Annotated in this window: 17 protein-coding genes; 11 read left to right on the forward strand and 6 right to left on the reverse strand. The window is 62.9% G+C overall.

The window, feature by feature from the left end; translation table 11 throughout:
- Positions 1-202: 202 nt before the first annotated feature.
- Entirely contained in the window at positions 203-529 is a 327-nt protein-coding gene (locus tag O7A70_RS07620) for a hypothetical protein (protein ID WP_337139825.1), read from the forward strand.
- Positions 530-609: 80 nt separating this feature from the next.
- Here the strand turns inward: O7A70_RS07620 and O7A70_RS07625 are convergent, their stop codons facing one another.
- The gene (locus tag O7A70_RS07625) at positions 610-1179 is read right to left on the reverse strand and encodes a methylated-DNA--[protein]-cysteine S-methyltransferase (protein WP_337139826.1); all 570 of its coding nucleotides are present in this window, start codon (positions 1177-1179) and stop codon (positions 610-612) included.
- A gap of 182 nt (positions 1180-1361) precedes the next feature.
- Here O7A70_RS07625 and O7A70_RS07630 point away from each other — a divergent pair, with 182 nt between their 5' ends.
- The 9 genes from O7A70_RS07630 (at position 1362) to O7A70_RS07670 (ending at position 8856) form a co-directional block, all read left to right on the forward strand.
- Positions 1362-2294, forward strand: coding sequence for a lytic transglycosylase domain-containing protein (locus O7A70_RS07630; protein WP_337139827.1), 933 nt, complete (start codon positions 1362-1364; stop codon positions 2292-2294).
- Positions 2295-2299: 5 nt separating this feature from the next.
- Entirely contained in the window at positions 2300-2788 is a 489-nt protein-coding gene (locus O7A70_RS07635; RefSeq protein ID WP_337139828.1) for a GNAT family N-acetyltransferase, read from the forward strand.
- 141 nt (positions 2789-2929) lie between these two features.
- The gene (locus O7A70_RS07640) at positions 2930-4198 is read left to right on the forward strand and encodes an ABC transporter substrate-binding protein (protein ID WP_337139829.1); all 1269 of its coding nucleotides are present in this window, start codon (positions 2930-2932) and stop codon (positions 4196-4198) included.
- Between the two features lie 41 nt (positions 4199-4239).
- Positions 4240-5154 carry a carbohydrate ABC transporter permease gene (locus tag O7A70_RS07645; protein ID WP_337140207.1) on the forward strand — a complete coding sequence of 305 codons (915 nt, stop codon included), beginning with the start codon at positions 4240-4242 and terminating at the stop codon, positions 5152-5154.
- 1 nt (position 5155) lies between these two features.
- Positions 5156-5980, forward strand: coding sequence for a carbohydrate ABC transporter permease (locus O7A70_RS07650; protein WP_337139830.1), 825 nt, complete (start codon positions 5156-5158; stop codon positions 5978-5980).
- Between the two features lie 106 nt (positions 5981-6086).
- Positions 6087-6830 carry a DUF899 family protein gene (locus O7A70_RS07655; protein WP_337139831.1) on the forward strand — a complete coding sequence of 248 codons (744 nt, stop codon included), beginning with the start codon at positions 6087-6089 and terminating at the stop codon, positions 6828-6830.
- Positions 6831-6903: 73 nt separating this feature from the next.
- On the forward strand, positions 6904-7461 hold the full coding sequence (locus O7A70_RS07660) for a DUF4142 domain-containing protein (RefSeq protein ID WP_337139832.1): 558 nt from the start codon (positions 6904-6906) through the stop codon (positions 7459-7461).
- A gap of 301 nt (positions 7462-7762) precedes the next feature.
- Positions 7763-8227: a cupin domain-containing protein gene (locus O7A70_RS07665; RefSeq protein ID WP_337139833.1), complete on the forward strand. Its 465-nt coding sequence runs from the start codon at positions 7763-7765 to the stop codon at positions 8225-8227.
- Positions 8228-8463: 236 nt separating this feature from the next.
- Entirely contained in the window at positions 8464-8856 is a 393-nt protein-coding gene (locus O7A70_RS07670; protein WP_337139834.1) for a RidA family protein, read from the forward strand.
- A gap of 149 nt (positions 8857-9005) precedes the next feature.
- On the opposite strand, the gene O7A70_RS07675 is transcribed toward O7A70_RS07670, so the two are convergent.
- The 5 genes from O7A70_RS07675 to O7A70_RS07695 all read right to left on the reverse strand — a co-directional run bounded on the left by O7A70_RS07675 (position 9006) and on the right by O7A70_RS07695 (position 16832).
- Positions 9006-10847, reverse strand: coding sequence for an NACHT domain-containing protein (locus tag O7A70_RS07675; protein WP_337139835.1), 1842 nt, complete (start codon positions 10845-10847; stop codon positions 9006-9008).
- A 163-nt stretch (positions 10848-11010) separates the two neighbouring features.
- Positions 11011-14508, reverse strand: a complete 3498-nt coding sequence (gene carB / locus O7A70_RS07680) for a carbamoyl-phosphate synthase large subunit (protein ID WP_337139836.1) — start codon at positions 14506-14508, stop codon at positions 11011-11013.
- 199 nt (positions 14509-14707) lie between these two features.
- Positions 14708-15487 (reverse strand): SH3 domain-containing protein, encoded by a 780-nt coding sequence (locus tag O7A70_RS07685; protein WP_337139837.1) that lies wholly within the window; start codon positions 15485-15487, stop codon positions 14708-14710.
- Between the two features lie 157 nt (positions 15488-15644).
- Positions 15645-16415: a metallophosphoesterase family protein gene (locus tag O7A70_RS07690; RefSeq protein WP_337139838.1), complete on the reverse strand. Its 771-nt coding sequence runs from the start codon at positions 16413-16415 to the stop codon at positions 15645-15647.
- Positions 16416-16475: 60 nt separating this feature from the next.
- Positions 16476-16832, reverse strand: coding sequence for an ArsR/SmtB family transcription factor (locus O7A70_RS07695; protein WP_027143252.1), 357 nt, complete (start codon positions 16830-16832; stop codon positions 16476-16478).
- Between the two features lie 194 nt (positions 16833-17026).
- Between O7A70_RS07695 and O7A70_RS07700 the strand changes: the two genes are divergently transcribed.
- Positions 17027-18205, forward strand: a complete 1179-nt coding sequence (locus tag O7A70_RS07700; protein WP_337139839.1) for an MFS transporter — start codon at positions 17027-17029, stop codon at positions 18203-18205.
- The last annotated feature ends 16 nt before the right edge of the window (positions 18206-18221 follow it).

The raw sequence follows: 18221 nt of genomic DNA on the forward strand, positions 1-18221 counted from the left end.
GATAGACGTCAGCAAACGCGAAGATCGCGAGGCCCGGATCGATCGGCCGAAATATCAATGGGGCTGATATAGGCTGCTTTCGCACAAAAAACAAGACTGCGTGAAAAAGCCGTGATCGGGGCCGCCCAACGGCCGCCCCAATCTGGTGAAACCGTGGCGCAAGATCGCGCCGTCCCCGGGCGGCGGATCGAGGGGAGGGACCATGAAAACCATCCTGCTTGCCGCCTGCCTCACGCTGGTGGCCGCCCAGGCGCAGGCGATCTCGCGCTACGACCCGACGCGTCTGAGCTGCGGCAAGGTCCAGTCGACGATCGCGCGCCAAGGTGCGGTCATCCTGCGTTATCAGTCGACGCGGGTACCGGGGCTGCCGCTCTACGACCGCTATGTCCTGAGCCAGCAGTTCTGCACCATGGGCGACGTGAGGACGCGTGCCTACGTGCCGAGCGCCGACACCAAGTCCTGCCCGGTCTATATCTGCAAGCGGCCGGACAATGAGCGTTTCAGGCACCGGTTCATCCGGCGCCATTAGGGGTGTATCGATATTCAGGTGGATGCCGGCCTGCAAACAGCGACTTTTGGCGCTTCCCGTGCCGGAAGCGGTTACTGCTCTCAAAACCCGAAGGACACCTGCGCCGGCGGCGGCGGGCCGACGCGCACGCCTTCCATGGCCAGCATCTTTTCCTTGGTGACCGAGCCGCCGGGCGCCGAGAAGCCGCCGATCTTGCCGCCGGCGGCCAGGATGCGGTGGCACGGGATGACCAGCGGCACCGGATTGGCGCCAAGGGCCGCACCGGTTTCGCGTGGCAGGCCGGCATGGCCGGCGCGCTTGGCGAGTTCGCCATAGGTGGTGGTTTCGCCATAGCTGAGTTTTCGTGCCGCGTCGTAGACGGCGAGGCGGAAGTCGTCGATGCCGTCGAGATCGACGGGAAAGCCGGTGAAATCGACGTCCTCGCCCGCGGCATAAGCCTTGATCGAGGCGATCAGCTCGACCACCCATGACGGCTGGGCAGTGGAGGCGGAAACGCCGGGGTGGCGCATCAGCCGCCGCTCCACCGCTTCGCGGCTGCGTTCGGGCAGGCAGAGCCGGATCAGGCCCTTTTCGCTCCAGGCGATGCCCATGAAACCGATCACTGTTTCTAACACTGCGTGGCCAGCCGTGATCGAAGATGCCGTTTTCATGCTGAGCTCCTTTCCACAAAGCGGCGGAATCCGGGATTCCCGCCGGTACATATCAGGAACAATATGGCATCGCTGCCTGCGTCTCGCCACCCGAAAACCACCAGATGGCCCCGATTGCTACCCAAGAATCGCTGGTGTAAGGGAAATCTTAATAACCCGACAAACCGGACTCCGAGCGCGGCTTGCCAGCAAAACAAACCCTTATCGCCATCGGCGTGATCGTGGCGGCAGCCGGCATGAGCGGCTGCACCTCGACCTCGCAGATGAAGGCCGCGCCGTCCCTAACCGAAACCGCGACCACGGCAGGCAACGATGCCGGCTTCACCGTGCCGCTGCCGGACACGGTTTCGGTGCTGCCGCAATCCTCCGGAATCACACCGGTTCAGACCGCTGAGTTGACCCCGAGCCCGGCTACGCCCGCACTCGATCCGGCCGTCCGGCCGGCCGCGGCGACCGCCGCCTTTGCCGGGGCGACCCCAACCTCGCCGGCTATGCCCGCGGTGATGGCCGCCAGTGCCTGGCAGGCGCCGCCGCCTTCCAAGGCTGGCCAGCCGATCGAGGCGGCCGGGACCTACACGACCGCCGGGCTTGTCATGCCGGCGGTTGCCAAGGGCGGTCAGAAACTGCCCGGCGTGCAGCAGGTGGCCTATGTCGTGCCGCAGAACCCGGCCGCGCTGGTGCAGTTCCCGTCGGCGCCCGTCGAGCCGGAGCAACATGCGACCGGCATGCGCGGCGACGTCGACCGGCTGATCGTCAAATACGCGGCCTTCTACCAGGTGCCGGTGGATCTGGTGCGCCATGTCGTCAACCGCGAAAGCACCTTCAATCCCAAGGCCTACAATAACGGCCATTGGGGGCTGATGCAGATCAAGCATGCGACGGCGCGCGGCATGGGCTATGACGGGCCGGCCAAGGGCCTGTTCGACGCCGAGACCAACCTCAAATACGCGGTCAAATATCTGCGCGGCGCCTGGCTGGTGTCGAATGGCAACGCCAAGAAGGCCGACTGGCTCTACCAGACCGGCTATTATTTCGACGCCAAGCGCAAGGGCCTGCTCGAGGCGACCGGCCTCGGTGTCGACCGCAGGCGCGGGCGTCTTCAGCCCGACGCCTGAGCGCGATGCCCGAACCGCGCCCGCCGGCTCCAAACGACATCCGGCTGCGCAAAATCCTGGATGAGACGCTGGTTGCGCCGCACTGGCCGGACGGCTTTGCCATGCGCTGCTTCGGACATGGCGACGCTCTGCCCCTGCATGCGTTGCTGGGCGAAGTGTTCGACGATGGCACCGACGGCCCCTTCGACGAATGGTGGCCGCGCATTTCCGAAGACCCCGAATTCGACCCGGCGTTGTGTTTCCTCGTCATCGATGCCAAGGGCCGGCTGGCGGCTGCTGCACTGTGCTGGACCTCGGCGTTCGTCAAGGACTTGGCCGTTCATCCCGAGGCGCGCGGCAGAGGGGTCGGCGAGGCGCTGATGTGGCACGCATTCGCCATTTTTCGCGACCGGGGTGCCGCCCATGTCGACCTCAAGACCAATACGCTCGAGAACACCGCCGCCGTGCGGCTCTACGAGCGGCTGGGCATGAGGCCCGTCGCCTGGGAAGGCTGACCAGCGACGCTGATCGGTGCCGTCATCGCCACCGGGGATGGCCTGTTCGGGAACCCAAAGCGCTGCTCCGCATTCAATGAATGGTGGGGTCTGACCGGCTGCCGGCGCTGTGCGCCGCCGGCTGCCAAGGGAGATCCACCGATGAAGGTTTTCCACGCATTGCTGGCGTTGAGCGTCGCTGCCGTTCTCGCGACAGGTTCGGCGCGCGCGGTCGAGCTGTCGATCGTGTCGGGCGACACCGGCAACGGCATCAAGATGCTGCGCGAGATCCTCGACCGCTATGAGAAAGAGAGCGGCAACAAGGTCACCATCGTCGCCATGCCGTCGTCCGGGACCGACCAGTTCGGCCAGTACAGGCTGTGGCTCGCTGCGGGCAACAGCGATGTCGACGTCTACCAGACCGACGTCATCTGGGCGCCGCAGCTCGCCAGCCAGTTCGTCGACCTGACCGAGGCGACCAGGGATGTCGTGGCCAAGCATTTCCCGTCGATCATCCAGTCGCAGACCGTCGACGGCAGGCTGGTGGCGCTGCCGATCTTCACCGATGCGCCGGCGCTCTACTACCGCAAGGATCTGCTCGACAAATACGGCGCCAAGGTGCCGGCCACCTGGAAGGAGCTGAGCGACACAGCCCGTCTGGTGATGGACAAGGAGCGGGCCTCGGGCAACAGGGATATCTGGGGCTTCGTCTTCCAGGGCAATGCCTATGAGGGGCTGACCTGCGACGCGTTCGAATGGGTGGTGTCGAACGGCGGTGGCCATATCGTCGAGCCGGATGGCGCCATCTCCATCAACAACGCCCGGGCGGCGGCCGCGCTCGACATGGCCAAGGCCTGGATCGGCACCATCGCGCCGCCGGGCGTGCTCGCCTACCAGGAAGAGGAATCGCGCGGCGTGTGGCAGACCGGCAATGCGGTCTTCATGCGCAACTGGCCCTATGCCTATGCGCTGGGCAACAGCCAGGGGTCACCGATCAAGGGCAAGTTCGACGTCGCGCCGCTGCCGGCGGGCACGGGCGAGGGCGCCCGGCCGGCGGCGACGCTCGGCGGCTGGAACCTTGCGGTCTCGAAATATTCCAGGCACCCGGATGCGGCGATCGAACTGGTCAAGTTCATCGCCTCGCCGGCAATGCAGAAATACCGCACGCTCAAGACCGCCAACCTGCCGACCATCCAGGCGCTCTACGACGATGCCGACATCGCCAGGCAACAGCCGATCATTCCGCACTGGAAAGAGGTCTTCCTCAATGCCGGGCCACGACCCTCGGCGGTGACCAGGAACAAGTACAACGAGGCGTCGAGCCAGTTCTGGAACGCGGTCCACAAGACCTTGTCCGGCGAGGGCAGCGCCGCCGACAACCTGGCCGACCTCGAGGCGACGCTGACCCGGCTGAAAGGCAAGGGCTGGTGAGCGCGCGACCGGCCGCCGACCGGCGCCCAGGCTCGCGGCTGATGCGCCAGCGTGTGCGCTCGGCATGGCTGTTCCTGACGCCGATGCTTCTGGTGCTCGCCGCCGCTGCCGGCTGGCCGCTTGCGCGCACGGTCTATTTCAGCTTCACCGATGCCTCGCTGTCCGATCTCGACGCCCGCCAATGGGTCGGCTTCGCCAATTATGTCTCGGTGCTGCGCATGCCGAGCGGGCGGGTCATCTACGACGGGCTGCTTCTCGATCCGGTCTGGTGGGGTGCCGTGTGGAACACCGTGCGGTTCGCGGTTGTCTCGGTGACCTGCGAGACGATCCTCGGCATGGTCGTCGCCCTGGTGCTCAACGCCGAATTTCGAGGCCGCGGCGTCGTCAGGGCGGCGATCCTCATCCCCTGGGCGATCCCGACCATCGTCTCGGCCAAGATGTGGCAGTGGATGCTGAACGACCAGTTCGGCATCATCAATGTCGTGCTGATCAACCTCGGGCTGATCGACCACAAGATCGCCTGGACCGCCAGCGCCGACACGGCGATGGCGGCGGTGCTGATCGTCGACATCTGGAAGACGACGCCCTTCATGGCGCTGCTGATCCTGGCCGCGCTGCAGATGCTGCCGCGCGAGATCATCGAGGTCGCCAGGCTCGACGGCGCCAATCCGTGGCAGATCTTCTGGCGGGTGACCTTGCCGCTGATCCGCCCGGCGGTGATGGTGGCGGTGATCTTCCGGGCACTCGATGCGCTGCGCATCTTCGACCTGGTCTATGTGCTGACGCCCAACAACGCGCACACCAAATCGATGTCGGTGTTCGCCCGCGAGAACCTGTTCGAGTTCGACAAGTTCGCCTATGGCTCGGCCGCCTCGACCCTGCTCTTCCTCATCCTCGCTTTGCTCACCATCCTCACCATCCGCATCGGCCGGATAAGCCTGGAAGGAGGCCGCTGAGATGTGGCTCCTGAAGCGCATAGCCTTCTATCTGCTGATCGGGGCGATCGTTCTCATCGCGGTGTTCCCGTTCTACTATGCCATCGTCACCAGCCTGAAATCGGGGACCGCGCTTTTCCAGGCCGATCTGTGGCCGAAGGCGCCCAGCCTCGGCAATTATCGCAACGTGCTGGCCGAAGGCGCGTTCGTGCACAACCTCCTGAATTCGCTGATCGTCTCGGGCGCGGTGGTGGCGCTCTCGCTGTTCCTCGGCGTCACCGCCGCCTACGCGCTGGCGCGTATCCGCTTTCGCGGCCGCTCGGCATTGCTGTTCGCCATCCTGTCGGTCTCGATGTTCCCGCAGGTGGCGGTGCTGGCCGGGCTGTTCGAACTGGTGCGGATGTTCGGCCTCTACAATTCGCTGTTCGCGCTGATCTTCTCCTACATGATCTTCACCCTGCCGTTCACCGTCTGGGTGCTCACCGCCTTCGTCCGCGACCTGCCGGTCGAGGTCGAGGAGGCGGCGATCCTCGACGGCGCGACGCCGTGGATCATCATCACGCGCATCTTCCTGCCGCTGATGTGGCCGGCGCTGGCGACCACCGGACTGCTGGCCTTCATCGGCGCGTGGAACGAGTTCCTGTTTGCCCTGACCTTCACCTCCAACGATGCGCGGCGGACCGTGCCGGTGGCGATCGCGCTGCTCTCCGGCAATTCGCAGTTCGAAATCCCCTGGGGCAACATCATGGCGGCCTCGGTGATCGTCACCGTGCCGCTGGTGGTGCTGGTGCTGATCTTCCAGCGCAAGATCGTCTCCGGCCTGACCGCCGGCGGGGTCAAGGGGTGAGGCAGTCGCGGGCGCGTAAAAATGTCGGAACCGGTTACGGCGAAACGTCCTTGGGTCGTAGAGCACCCTGCCGGGACGCCGGCGCGACGACTTGAAGGAGCCGATCATGATCACCTTTCCCAACGAAACCGCCAAATACCGCACCGCACGCGAAAAGCTGCTGAAGAAGGAAATCGAGTTGCGCCGCGCCATGGAAGCCGTGGCCGAGGCGCGCCGGGCGCTGCCGCCGGGCGGGCTGGTGCCGCAGGACTATGTGTTCGATGGGCTGGATATGTCAGGCAAGACCGCGAAGATAAAACTCTCGGAGCTGTTCGCGCCCGGCAAGGACACGCTGATCCTCTACCAGATGATGTTCCCGCGCCACCCGCAGGAGACGCGCGACGTCGCGACCAGCGGCGGCACGGCGAAGCTCGCGCGGCCCGACCAGCCATGCCCGTCCTGCACGGCGCTGCTCGACCAGTTCGACGGCGCGGTCGGCCATCTCGAGGCGGCCGGCTTCAACTTCGCCGTCGTGGCCAAGATCGCGCTGGAAAACCTTGTCACACTCGGCCGCGATCGCGGCTGGCGCAACATGCGGCTGGTGTCTTCGGCCAACAACAGTTTCAAGCGCGACTACAACGCCGAGGATGCCGACGGCGCGCAGATCCCGCTGCTGTCGGTGTTCCACCGCGACGGTGACGGGATCAGGCATTTCTGGTCGTCCGAACTCGGCTTCGCGCCTACGGAGCCCGGCCAGGACCCGCGCGCCATCGGCACCTGCGAGATCCTGTGGAACCTGATGGATTTCACCCCGGAGGGCCGGCCGAACTGGAACGAGCAGCTGCAATATGGCGACGCCTGCTGCCACTGAGAGGCCTGGCGCAACTTCGTCTCGCCTGCGACGTTTGGAATCCCGAGGGAACCATTCCGATCGGAGATCCCAGATGAAAATCCTCCTGACCGTGGCCGCCGTCGCGCTGACCGCCGTCGCGCCCGCAGCCCTTGCCCAGACGAACGGCACCAATTCGAACGCGGTCGCGCCCATGTTGCCCGACAGCAAGGTCGACACCCCGACCTTTGTCGGCACCGTGCCCAGCGCCAATGAATTCGAGATCCAGTCGAGCAGGCTGGCCGAACAGAAATCCGCCTCGGCGGACGTCAAGGCCTTCGCCGGCCAGATGATCAAGGACCACACCAAGGCCGGCGAGGACTTCAAGCAGGCGCTGAGCAAGGGGCAGACCACCGCCTCGATCAAGCCCGCCGGACCCGCGCTGCAGCCCAAGGACCAGCAGATGCTGGACCAGCTGAAAGGCGCCAGCGGCAAGGAGTTCGACCAGAAATACGTCATGATGCAGACCGAGGCCCACAAGCAGGCGGTCGCCCTGTTCAGCACCTATGCGAAATCCGGCGACGACCCCGCGCTGAAGGAATTCGCCAAGAAGACGCTGCCGACGCTGAAGGAGCATGAGAAGCACGTAAAGGAGCTCGGCGCGGCGCATTAGGGGGATCCAGCTGGCGCTCTACGGCGCCCCCCTCTGTCCTGCCGGACATCTCCCCCTCAAGTGGGGAGATTGGCAGCTTCGGTGCCGGCTCTCTTTCTGGCAATGGTTGAAAATTGGCGAAGGCCGCGATGACAGCCAATCTCCCCACTTGAGGGGGAGATGTCCGGCAGGACAGAGGGGGGCGCCGTAGAGCGCTACCGCAACCATCCTGCCACTCCCCTGACAAACCCCCACCCCGCAAGGTGGCCCTGTGCCTCCACGCCCCATGCGCTAGACTGCCGGCATCACCCGGGAGCACCCCATGCCCAAGATCGACCTCGCATCCGTGCCCGTCCGCAAGGGCTCCGGCTATCCCCCGCCCTTCGACGCCCCTTGTGCCGACCGCATCCGCCGCCGCCTTGGCGATGCCGGCGGGCTCACCGATTTTGGCGTCAACCTGGTGAATTTGCCGCCGGGCGGCTGGTCGAGCCAGCGCCACTGGCACAGCCACGAGGACGAGCTCGTCTATGTGCTGGAGGGCGAACTGGTGCTGGTCGAGGACGGCGGCGAGACGCTGCTCAAGGCCGGCGACTGCGCGACCTTCGCCAAGAATAGCGGCAATGGCCACCACATGATCAACCGCTCGTCGGCCACCGCGCGCTACCTGGAAGTCGGCTCGCGCAATCCCGATGATGTGATTACCTGCTCGGATGTCGACATGATGAGCCCGAGTTCGGACGGGCGGTTCCTGCACAAGGACGGCACGCCCTATCCGGGGCAAGGGTGAAGGCAGGAAGAAGCGCGCTGGCGTTCCGCCCGAGTCGGGATAAGCTGCCTATAACCGCAGGAGTCGGCGCAAGCCCCCTCATCCGGCCGCTTCGCGTCCACCTTCTCCCCGCTGGGGAGAAGAGCTTGGCGCTGGCGCTCGTAATCTCCTCTCCCCTCGGGGAGAGGTCAGCCGAGCGAAGCGGAGGCTGGGTGAGGGGGCCTTGGCGCCAGCTTGGCCAACAAGGGAGCACCACCATGAAAAAAGAAGTCATCGAAGTACCCGTCATGTCGGACAAGGTGCGGGCGCTGGGCCTGCCCTGTTCGACGGCGGTGAGGGCCAACGGCTTCGTGTTCATCTCGGCGACGCCGCCGGTGGACATGGTGACCGGCGAGATGGTGCGCGGCGACATCGAAACCCAGACAGACGCGTCGCTGAAGGCGCTGAAACACTGCCTGGAAGCGGCCGGCACCTCGCTGGAAAACGTGGTAATGGTGCGCATCTACGCCGTCAACTCCGGCTTCTACAACGCGATAAACAGGGTGTATGCCCGGTATTTCAACGTGAACCCGCCGGCGCGCAGTTTCGTGCCGGTGGCGTCATGGCCGATGGAGTTTGATATCGAGATCGAGTGCGTGGCGGTGGGGTGACCACTCGCTTCAATAGAGTCGGGTCTTGCCGTCCCTGTCGATGATCTCGTGCATCTCGGCAACGCCAAGCGCCAGCTTGCCATGCGAGACCATCGCCTACGGCGATGGTCTCGCGAACTAACTCCGGAGAAACAGGCAAGAATCTCTTCTTACTTCTTTAGAGAATTAGAAAGTAGCTTCCTCTTTCTCTCGTGCTTATCATTCAATTCTTTGATAAGTCTCTTTATAACTTTTGCCAAGTTATTTACGTACCCAACAATTCCAGCTTTCTTTGCAAGCGAAGCTGATATCTTTGTAGATTCTAACAACGAAATCCGTGATTCATCAATTATCTTCTTCGGAAGACTTTTCCACCACTCTGCATCTCCGTGGATATAAACGTTAAATAGATCCACTTGGTAGTGCTGAGTCAATTGTTGAATAAGCTTATAGTTGCATTCAATCACCGGTGCTTGCTTCGAAAATCTAGCCCATGGAACTATGACGTAGGGCTCTTCTTGTTCGCCGTCGCCGTCGCTATCTGCTATCTTGCCTACAACATAATACGGCGCCAGTATCTCTGCCATGGCCTTTATACTCTTGGCGCCATCGATCGCTTCATCAAGGGCGCTCAGACGTTGAATAAGGTACTTCCGTTCAAATTCCTCACTATCGATGTCAATGAACATTTGTATACATTCGTTAACATCAGAAGACTCTTTCACAATAAAATCGATAAATTCGTATGATTCTGGAATGCTTCTTTTTGACAAGAAAAGAGCAGTAAAATATTCCTGGAACGATCGATGTATGAATGAAATTGTTTCCCCTTCCTGGTGCATTATGCATATATTCTTTAGGATATCATGCTGGAAATCCAAGTATTTTAGATTTGAATCCTCGTATTGGATGGCCTTTTCCGAATACCTCCTTAGGGATGACTCATCAAAGCTGTATTTTTTGTCAACGTAGCTCGTGAAACAAAACGTCATGAAAATTCGTTTGAAGTCATCAAGGTCAAGCCCGGTAGCAAATTCTCTATGATACTCCGCTTTTGTGGTGTCATGCTTTCGGAAAAGCACATCGAAGGCTGTGCCGTAAAACACGTGCATCTTAGATGGGATGTCCTGAAACTCACGAAACGTCAGAAGCATCATCGATGCCAGAAGAGGATTGGACAAAAGTTTCTCATGGGATTTGTAAAGCCCACCTTTTATCATCTTCAGAAAAGATGCCTTGTCCTGCACATCGTAGTCTATTCTCTCTATCATACTTTCTACTTGATCTATAGAGAGAGGAGAGACGCTGTATTCTGAAAATGTATTCCAACCGAGGAAGCGATTTATGTCTGGCCTGGAAGACAAAACGATAAAGGTTTCGGGGTAGTCCTGCGCTATTCGTAATATTTGTTTCTCTGCCGTCGCCCGGTTCCGCGTGGCGATTTCATCGAATCCGTCCATCACCAGCGCAAAGGCGCCACTTTTTAAGGCGGCCTGCACCGAGCGTTCTGTTACAAAGTGGTTGAACGGAATTAATTGCTGAGTTATATATGAGACTATATTTTGTTCTTGAAAGTTTATATATCTAAGCTCTATGAATATAGGCACCTTCTTTAGCGATGAGTCCTTCGCCCAGGTGCTATATATATGTTTCATCGTAAACGATTTTCCAGCCCCTAAGGTGGCTGTAATAACAGAATGTTTGGATCTTTTTCCAAAGTCAGCGATATATTTGTCAATGCCGACTATTATATTATTTTGTCCGACTAAGTTAGTCGGCTCGTAGGCTTTTTCCAGTGAAACTGGATGATTTGTTGAAATTAGAGTCTTTACGTTTGAGCATATATGAAGTTTTGTTGCTATATATTTCTCAAATCCCACCGAGTATCTAGCTGAAAGAAAACTAACACCTTCCTTTGAGTTCTGCATTATCCCTAAGAAGGTCTTCTCAACCAATTGTGCTATTGATTTAGATACTCCGTCATTCACCCCTTCACCAAATGCATCCGACACGATTTTCCCCACCCTTAGAATTGTTGCTTCAAATTCAACCCCACCTTAGTTATGACCTTGGCACTGCTTTTGTAAATGGAGGTTCCGCACTTTTCAATCGGTCGTGAGCCCTACAGATTGCTCCCTTTCGGGAGTAAAGTCTCTGACTGGCAAGTTACGGGTTTCAAGCAAAATACTCCTGCAGCGGCCGCACCTCCAGGCTCCCCGCCTTTAGCGCCGCGATCGCTTCCGCCACGGCGGCCGCGCCCGACAGCGTCGTATAATACGGCACCTTCTGCATCAGCGTGGCGCGGCGCAGGGACTTCGAGTCCGACACTGCCTTCTGACCATCCGTCGTGTTGAAGACGATCTGGACCTGGCGGTTGCGGATGGCGTCTTCGATGTGGGGGCGGCCTTCCAGGACCTTGTTGATCTTTTCCGCCACGACGCCGTTTTCGGCGAGGAAGCGTTGCGTGCCTGAGGTGGCCAGCACCTTGAAGCCGAGGCCGGCGAGGCGCTTGACCGCCGGCAGGATGCCCTTCTTGTCCTCGTCGCGCACCGAGACGAACAGCGTGCCGGAGCGGGGCAGGTCGACGCCGGCGCCGAGCTGGCTCTTGGCGAAGGCGAGGGCAAAATCGCGGTCGAGGCCCATGACCTCGCCGGTCGAGCGCATTTCCGGGCCGAGCAGGATGTCGACGCCGGGGAAGCGGGCGAAGGGGAAGACGGCTTCCTTGACCGCGATGTGGCCGGGGTTGCGCGGGTCGGGCATGGCGCCGTAGTGGGAGAAGGCGTCTTCCAGCGTCTCGCCGGCCATGATGCGGGCGGCGATCTTGGCGATGGGACGCCCGATTGTCTTGGCGACGAAGGGCACGGTGCGTGATGCGCGCGGGTTGACCTCCAGCACATAGACCGTGCCGTCCTTGATCGCGTACTGCACGTTCATCAGCCCGCCGACATTGAGGGCGCGGGCAAGGGCCGCCGTCTGGCGTTCCAGCTCGTCGACCAGCTCGGAAGGCAGCGAGTGGACCGGCAACGAGCAGGCCGAGTCGCCCGAATGGATGCCGGCTTCCTCGATGTGTTCGAGAATGCCGGAGACGAAGGTCGCCTTGCCGTCGCAGAGGCAGTCGACATCAACCTCGATGGCGCCGGAGAGATAGGTGTCGAACAGCAGCGGGTTCTTGCCCAGCAGCGTGTTGATCTGGCCGGTCTTGTCGTTGGGGTATTTCTGCTTGATGTCCTCCGGCACCAGGCCGGGCACGGTGTCGAGCAGGTAGCTCTGCAGCATGCCTTCGTCATGGATGATCTGCATGGCGCGGCCGCCGAGCACATAGGAGGGGCGCACCACCAGCGGGAAGCCGAGCTCGCCGGCGACGAGGCGGGCCTGCTCGACCGAGTAGGCGATGCCGTTCTTCGGCTGGCTGAGGTTGAGCTTGTGCAAGAGCTTCTGGAAGCGGTCGCGGTCTTCGGCCAGATCGATCATGTCGGGCGAGGTGCCGAGGATTGGTATGCCCGCCTTCTCCAGCGCATCCGCCAGCTTCAGCGGCGTCTGGCCGCCGAACTGCACGATGACGCCGACCAGCTCGCCCGAGGCCTGCTCGGCGCGCAGGATCTCCAGCACGTCCTCCGCCGTCAGCGGCTCGAAATAGAGCCGGTCCGAGGTGTCGTAGTCGGTCGACACCGTCTCGGGGTTGCAGTTGATCATGATCGCTTCATAGCCGGCATCGCGCAGCGCGAAGGCCGCGTGGCAGCAGCAATAGTCGAACTCGATGCCCTGGCCGATGCGGTTCGGCCCGCCGCCGAGGATGACGACCTTCTTGCGCGACGACACCTGGGCCTCGTTGGCGAGCGCGCCGGCGAAGGGCACTTCATAGGTCGAGTACATGTAGGCGGTGGGCGAGGCGAACTCGGCGGCGCAGGTGTCGATGCGCTTATAAACCGGATGAACGTCGAGCTTTTCGCGAACCTTCTGAACGACTTCGGCGTCGGTCTTCGTCAGCGAGGCGAGGCGGGCATCGGAGAAGCCCATGGCCTTCAGCATGCGGAGATTGACCGCATCCTGGGGGATGCCGTGCTCGCGGATGCGGGCTTCCATGGCCAGGATGCCAGCGATCTGTTCGAGGAACCACGGGTCGATCTTGCACATGGCGTGCACGTCTTCCAGCGACGTGCCCATGCGGATTGCCTGCGCCACCATGCGCAGCCGGTCCGGCGTCGGGGTGCCCAAGGCGGCGCGGATGGCGTTGCGGTCGTCCGGGTTGTTACCCAGGGCATGACCGAGGCCGGGGATCTCGATCTCGTCGAGGCCGGTGAGGCCGGTCTCCAGACCACGCAGTGCCTTCTGCAAAGACTCCTGGAAGGTGCGGCCGATGGCCATGACTTCGCCGACCGACTTCATGGCGGTGGTCAGCACCGGCTCGGCGCCGGGGAACTTTTCAAACGCAAAGCGCGGGATTTTCGTCACGACGTAGTCGATCGATGGTTCGAACGAGGCGGGCGTGGCTCCGCCGGTGATGTCGTTCTCCAGTTCGTCCAGCGTGTAGCCGACGGCGAGTTTGGCGGCGATCTTGGCGATCGGGAAACCGGTCGCCTTGGAGGCGAGCGCGGATGAGCGGGAGACGCGCGGGTTCATCTCGATGACGACGAGGCGGCCATCGGCGGGGTTGACGGCGAACTGCACGTTGGAGCCGCCGGTCTCGACGCCGATCTCGCGCAGCACCGCGATCGAGGCGTTGCGCATCATCTGGTATTCTTTGTCTGTAAGGGTGAGGGCAGGGGCGACGGTGATGCTATCGCCCGTATGCACGCCCATCGGGTCGATGTTCTCGATCGAGCAGACGATGATGCAATTGTCCGCCTTGTCGCGGACGACCTCCATCTCATACTCCTTCCAGCCGAGCACGCTTTCCTCGATCAGCACTTCGGTGGTCGGCGAGGCGTCGAGGCCGGACTGGACGATGTCGTAGAATTCGGCCCTGTTATAGGCGATGCCGCCGCCGGTGCCGCCCATGGTGAAGGAGGGGCGGATGATGGCGGGCAGGCCGACATGGTCGAGCGCCTGGGCGGCGATCGCCATGCCATGGCTGATGTAGCGCTGCTTGCGGTCGCCTTCGCCGAGGTTCCAGCGGGTTTCCAGCGCGTCGAGTTCGGCGTCGAGATTGTCGGGCTTCTCGGCCTTCAGCGCGGCGCGCTCGGCCTCATGCGTCTTGCGATCGGCGTTCTTGACGTCGGTGGCGTTGGCCAGCATCGACTTCGGCGTTTCGAGCCCGATCGTCTTCATCGCCTCGCGAAACAGCGCGCGGTCCTCGGCCTTGTCGATGGCATGCGCGTCGGCGCCGATCATCTCGACATTGTAGCGCTCGAGCACGCCCATGCGGCGCAGCGACAAAGCGGTGTTGAGCGCGGTCTGGCCGCCCATGGTCGGCAGCAGCGCGTCGGGCCGCTCCTTGGCGATGATCTTGGCGACGACCTCCGGCGTGATCGGTTCGATATAGGTGGCATCGGCCAGTTCCGGGTCGGTCATGATGGTGGCCGGGTTGGAATTGACCAGGATGACGCGGAAGCCCTCTTCCTTCAGCGCCTTGCAGGCCTGGGTGCCGGAATAGTCGAACTCGCAGGCCTGGCCGATGACGATGGGGCCGGCCCCGATGATCAGGATCGACTTGATATCGGTGCGTCTGGGCATGTCTGTGAATTCCGTTCGGCAGCGGGCTTGCACAAAAAACCGGGACGGGAAGACCCGGCCGGTTGTGCTCGCGATTCTGGTATCAGGCTAGGAGGGCCTTATAGGGAAGAGTTTTGCCCGATGTAACCCCGAAAATGAAGGGTTCACAGGGCTAAGCAAACAAGCGCCTCATTCCCTCGCGCCGACCTTTGGAGCGTGCCTAGTCCCCCAGCACCACCGTATCCGTGATCTCGAACCGCTCCGCCACGCCGATGCGGATCAGGTTGAGGTTGCCTTCCCTGGTGAAGCGGAAGTTGCTGCCGGCGTCCGAGCTTGCCGGCAGGCCGGCAGCGAAGGAGATGACGCGGCTGCCGCCATCGGGCCAGGTCACGGTCACGTCGGCCTTATCCGTGCCCTTGCGCGCCACGCTCGCCGCGCAAGGCGCCATGGGCTGTCCAACGTAGCGGGCGCAGGGAATTTGCAGGGTTCCATTCGCCGCCAGCGCCAGCCCATAGGCATCCTGCATGGCGATCTCCGCCGCGGATTTCGGCATGGTTTCGGGGCTGGCCGGCTGGCCCGCGCTACCCAACCGGGCGGTCAGGTCGGGTGCATCGGGTGTCGCGCCGGCTTCGGTGGCCACCGCGTCCCCCGCCTGGCCGGGCACCGTCGCCGGATTGAGGGGCACCAGGTAGCGGGCGGGGGCCCAGCCGCTGGCTTTGGGATTGTCAGACTCGATCTTGCACCAGGGATGGCCGTCAATGTCGTTGCAGCCGAGGTTTCTCACGCTCGCACCGGCAGCCAGGCGCGCCTCGGTCTTGCCGATCGCCGACGGCTTGGCGCGGATATTGAGCAGGTCGTCGGGGGCGAGCCCGGTGACGACGGAGATGAACGGCGCCTCTTCGGCATGCGCCGGAACAACAGCCAGCCACGCCGCCATCAGCAACGGACCGGCAATCAGCGCCTGCAAACTTTTTCGGAGCGTAACTGTGCGCCTCATCATTTGGCCGTGCGCCGTACTCAAATCACCATGTCGCGGCGGTTGCGCCGCATGCCCGGCCGGTTTTATAGGGGACGGCGCGCGGCCATGAAAGCCGGAAAATTCAGGCTGACCATGACGGCAAACCATAGTGCTGGGTGGTGCGGTTTACGGATCAGGATCACAGCCGCGCCGCTTCCGGCATGAAGCCGGTACGCAGGCCGTGCGCCCATTCCGCGCGTCCCGCCTGTTCGGCCTGCCGTGCCGCCGCCTCGTGGTCGTAGTCCACCGCGATCATCTCGAACCGATCCGGTTGACCGGCGCCGCCCAAGGTGACGATGCCGTAGCGCGCATGCGGCGAGCCCTGTTCGGAGACATGCGCCGGCGGCGTGTCGTCGTCATAGGCGGGGCAGCCGATGCTGCCCGGGTTGAAGATGACCGGACCGTCAGGAATGCGGATCAACTCGGCCCGGTGGCTGTGGCCGCAGAGCGCGATGCGGCAGGCCGGGTCGAGCGCCTTCAGCCGCCGCCGGATCGTGGCCAGCGGCGCGCGGACCAATTGGCCATCGACGATCGCGTCGAGCAGGTATTTCTCGTCGTGATCCGGGCGGGCATGGAAGGCGATGACGCCAGGCGCGATCTCAAGGGTCAACGGCTGGGCGAACAGTGCATCGCGCTGCGCTGGCGTCAATCGCTGCTGCGCATAGACGTCGGACGCCCACATGGTCTCGTCGGCCGGATCGGCGGCGACGCGGCGGTCATGGTTGCCACGCACCGTCGGCAGCTTGAGCGCTTCCAGCCGTTCCATCGTCTCGCGTGGCCAGAGCGGACCCGAAACGCTGTCGCCGAGATTGACGGTGAGGTCAGCGCCGCCGCGCCGTGCCAAGTCTTCGAGCACGGCGTCGAGGGCGAGAACATTGCCGTGGATGTCGGCGAGAACGGCGATGCGCATGAGGAGCTTCCGTGGGTGGGCGGCAGGACTTGGTTCCTCCCCCGCTTCGCGAGGAAAAGTTCAGACCGGCACTTCCAAATCATGACCACCTACCGCCGGCAGGGCGGCGTCGTCGGCGGCCGCCGCGATGACGCTGTCGAGCAGGCCGGGGAAACGGGCGTCGAGGTCGGCGCGGCGGAGCGTGATCATGCGGTTGGTGCCGACCACTTCGGCGCGTGTGACGCCAGCCTCGCGCAGTTTGGCGAGGTGGTAGCTGAGGTTGGTCTTGGAGGCGAGGTCGAGAAAGCGGCTGCAGTTCAGCGGCACGCCTTCCTTGCTGGCGAGATAGCGCACGATGGCGAGCCGCGTCGGGTCGCCGAGCACGCCGAGCACGATGGGCAGGCTGATCTGGTCCGTATTGGGGTGTGGCAAGCTCATGGCTGGAACCTAAGCGCAGTTCGGGCCGATTTCAACGCGTCGATCCTGCTCAGCTCATACACACGGTTTCTCCACTTCATGACCGTCCTGACACAGTGCTGTCAGCATGGTTCAGCTATTTTGCCCTGGCTCATTGACATGATGGCCTGTTATGTCCAATTGTTCAATAACTTTTGAACTAAGGACGCTTTCCCATGGACAAGAGAATCTTCTGGCTTGCGCTCGGATCGTTTGCGATCTCGACCGAAGGCTTCGTCATCTCCAGCCTCCTGCCCGACATCGCCAGGGATGCCGGCATCTCGGTGCCGCTCGCCGGTTCGCTGATCACCGCCTTCGCGCTCGCCTATGCGATCGGCACGCCGATCCTGGCAACGCTGACCGGTGAATGGGACCGGCGCCGCGTCATCCTGTGGACGCTCGTGTTCTTCGTCATCGGCAATGTCGTCGCCGCCCTGAGCTCATCCTTCGAAGTGCTGCTCGTCGCACGCATCATCATGGCGCTGTCGTCGGGCCTGTTCGCGGCAACCGCGCAAGGCACGGCGGTGGCGCTGGTCGATGACCATCACCGGGCCCGTGCCATCGCCGTCGTCGTCGGCGGCACCACGGTTGCGGTCGCCGTCGGCGCGCCGCTTGGCGCACTGGTCGCGGCCATCGCCGGCTGGCGCGGCACCTTCTACGCCATTGCCGGCCTTGGCGCGCTCGCCGGCGCCATCCTGTGGTACCGGCTGCCGCGCGGCATCATCGGCACCAGGCTGCCGCTGAAGCGCCGGCTGGCGGCGGCCATGCGTCCCGGCGTGATGCCGATCCTGGTGACGACGGTGCTTGCCCTCATTGGCGCCTTCACCGTGTTCAGCTTCATCGCGCCGCTGGCCATTGAAGGCGCCGGGCTGTCGCCTATCGCGCTGCCGGGCATGCTGCTCGCCTTCGGTATCGGCGCCGTCATCGGCAACATTGCCGGCGGCCAGGCAGCCGATCGTTTCGGCGCGACGCGCACTGTCGGCTGGTCACTGGCGCTGAGCGCGGCCATGCTCGTCACCTTTTCGCTGATCCCGACCTTCCTGCCGCATCACCTCGCCGGACCGGCGCTGATGGGCATGATGGTGCCGTGGGGCATCGTCGGCTGGGCCTTCCCGCCGGCGCAGGCGAGCCGCATCATCAAGCTCGCACCCGACGCGGCCCCGATCGTGCTGTCGCTCAATGCCTCGGCGCTCTATCTCGGCGTGGCGCTGGGCGCCGTGGTCGGCGGCGCAGTGCTGCGCTACGGCGCGCCGGCCGATCTCGGCCTGATCGCGGCGGTCTTCCCGGTCATCGGGCTCGGCATCGTGCTAGCCGGGCGGATGTTTGCCAGACCGGTCGCCATGCCGGCGGAATAAGACCTGGAATTGAAAT

The organism is Mesorhizobium sp. Cs1299R1N1, from assembly GCF_037179655.1.
In the GTDB taxonomy this organism is placed as follows: domain Bacteria; phylum Pseudomonadota; class Alphaproteobacteria; order Rhizobiales; family Rhizobiaceae; genus Mesorhizobium; species Mesorhizobium salmacidum.

Coding starts and splice junctions, on each gene's coding strand:
- O7A70_RS07655 (WP_337139831.1), top strand. CDS start 6,087: ATGATCACCTTTCCCAACGAAACCGCCAAATACCGCACCGCACGCGAA.
- O7A70_RS07645 (WP_337140207.1), top strand. CDS start 4,240: ATGCGCCAGCGTGTGCGCTCGGCATGGCTGTTCCTGACGCCGATGCTT.
- carB (WP_337139836.1), bottom strand. CDS start 14,508: ATGCCCAGACGCACCGATATCAAGTCGATCCTGATCATCGGGGCCGGC.
- O7A70_RS07685 (WP_337139837.1), bottom strand. CDS start 15,487: ATGATGAGGCGCACAGTTACGCTCCGAAAAAGTTTGCAGGCGCTGATT.
- O7A70_RS07660 (WP_337139832.1), top strand. CDS start 6,904: ATGAAAATCCTCCTGACCGTGGCCGCCGTCGCGCTGACCGCCGTCGCG.
- O7A70_RS07695 (WP_027143252.1), bottom strand. CDS start 16,832: ATGAGCTTGCCACACCCCAATACGGACCAGATCAGCCTGCCCATCGTG.
- O7A70_RS07635 (WP_337139828.1), top strand. CDS start 2,300: ATGCCCGAACCGCGCCCGCCGGCTCCAAACGACATCCGGCTGCGCAAA.
- O7A70_RS07620 (WP_337139825.1), top strand. CDS start 203: ATGAAAACCATCCTGCTTGCCGCCTGCCTCACGCTGGTGGCCGCCCAG.
- O7A70_RS07665 (WP_337139833.1), top strand. CDS start 7,763: ATGCCCAAGATCGACCTCGCATCCGTGCCCGTCCGCAAGGGCTCCGGC.
- O7A70_RS07690 (WP_337139838.1), bottom strand. CDS start 16,415: ATGCGCATCGCCGTTCTCGCCGACATCCACGGCAATGTTCTCGCCCTC.
- O7A70_RS07700 (WP_337139839.1), top strand. CDS start 17,027: ATGGACAAGAGAATCTTCTGGCTTGCGCTCGGATCGTTTGCGATCTCG.
- O7A70_RS07650 (WP_337139830.1), top strand. CDS start 5,156: ATGTGGCTCCTGAAGCGCATAGCCTTCTATCTGCTGATCGGGGCGATC.
- O7A70_RS07670 (WP_337139834.1), top strand. CDS start 8,464: ATGAAAAAAGAAGTCATCGAAGTACCCGTCATGTCGGACAAGGTGCGG.
- O7A70_RS07640 (WP_337139829.1), top strand. CDS start 2,930: ATGAAGGTTTTCCACGCATTGCTGGCGTTGAGCGTCGCTGCCGTTCTC.
- O7A70_RS07625 (WP_337139826.1), bottom strand. CDS start 1,179: ATGAAAACGGCATCTTCGATCACGGCTGGCCACGCAGTGTTAGAAACA.